This is a genomic window from Oleiphilus sp. HI0080, assembly GCF_001635135.1.
Window position 1 is genome coordinate 1 of record NZ_LWFU01000194.1, and the last position, 1,693, is coordinate 1,693.

The following is a 1,693-nucleotide window of genomic DNA, read 5'->3' on the forward strand; positions in this document are numbered from 1 at the left end:
GTTTGCGCCTGAAAGCCGAATAGCAATACCACTGTGGCCAAAAGCCCGGTCACAGACCACGGTTTTACGACAGTCAGGAAACGGTTTAGCCGTTCATGATTATTGTTTTTCCCCGCCGCCTGATCATCAGGTCGATCAAGCCGAATACGGGTTATCACACCTGCAACCAACGGGATCACGACGTAAAGAATGACCGAGAGCAAGAGCGTTTCCCATGGCACGGTAATGTCACTCAGACCAAGTAAGAAGGCCGCGATAGGGGCAAAAGCGAAGATCATAATGATGTCGTTCACTGATACCTGAACGAGTGTGTAGTTGGGGTCGCCTTTGGTTAGCTGGCTCCAGACGAATACCATTGCGGTACAGGGAGCAACGCCAAGCAAGATCATGCCCGCAATGTATTCAGAGGCCGTTTGTGGGTCAACCAAGTCCGCAAAAATTACTTTAAAAAACAGCCAGCCAAGCGCTGCCATCGTGAACGGCTTGATGAGCCAATTCACGATGACAGTGAGCAGGATACCTTTTGGCTTTTTACCCACTTCCTTCACGGCGCTAAAGTCGATTTGCACCATCATTGGGTAAATCATGACCCAGATAAATAGCGCTACCGGAATATTCACATGGGCATACTCGATGCTAGCAATGAGCTCAAAGGCACTCGGTGCCAATACGCCGAGACCGATTCCTGCGGTGATACTGATGGCAACCCAGATACTGAGATAGCGTTCGAAAATACCCATGTTGTTCCTTACTTTTGAATTGGCGGTGACGCTTTTGGATCATGCAGGTTCGCGTATTTGCGCGTAAATTAGAGTTGTACTCGGGTTTTATATCAAGGGCGATAAAAGTTAGGCGTGTGTCCAGTCCACTTTTTAAAGGCATTGCAGAAGTTCGCAGCGTCTGAAAATCCCAGTTCGAACGCGACATCTTCATTTGTATGCTCGCCGCGTTGCAGCATCGCAATAGCGATCTGGCAGCGAATTTTTCCCATGAGTGTGTTGTAGTTCAGTCCGATGCTTTTGAGTTTACGTCTGAACGTGCGCTCGCTCATGAACAGCGCGTCTGCAATCTCTTTTGAATTCGGGAACTCTTCTTCGTTGTTTAAGACAAAGCGATCGAAACGATCGACCAAAGCAAACTCGTTTTTCAAGGTCTCCATTAAGATATTAAGATCGCGAATGCTGTTATCTAATTCGGAACGTTCTCTTGGCTCATAAGTGATGTCTCGCTGGAGATCTTTTAGGTCCATCACCCATTCGTTGAATTTTGCCTTGTCTTCTACATCACAGTTGAAACGCTCTTTGAAGAATGATTTGTCTTCGTTCGAGAGCGCCATAGAGAAGCGAATGGTATGCACTTTAAAATCTCGTTGGGCGATTGTCCGACCGAGAGAAACCATGCCGCTTATGGTCAACTCGAAGAGAAGGTGCACTAACTCCTCACTGAGGCCGGCAACGTTCACAAACCGGTTAGTAAAGGTGTGCTCATCCTGAATGACGGTGAGGTCGGTTAAGCTGCCAATGAGCTCATAGTAGGCGAGTGTAATATTGAGCGCTTCATATAAAGAAGGAACATGGCGCAGCGCGGCACCGAGTATTCCAAAGTCATCCAATCCATAACGCTCGCCAACAGCCACACCAAGCCCGATCGAAAATTGATCGCGAACAATGCGGTTGTTGCATTCAAGTGCAAG

General features: G+C 47.8%; 2 protein-coding genes. Both read right to left on the bottom strand.

Annotation, left to right across the window (positions count from 1 at the left end):
- The coding region (gene arsB / locus A3751_RS02080) for an ACR3 family arsenite efflux transporter (RefSeq protein WP_068451552.1) at positions 1–740 on the bottom strand (740 nt) is incomplete at its 3' end.
- A 92-nt stretch (positions 741–832) separates the two neighbouring features.
- Positions 833–1,693 (bottom strand): AraC family transcriptional regulator (locus A3751_RS02085; protein ID WP_068451554.1); only part of this gene is annotated, 861 nt, incomplete at its 5' end.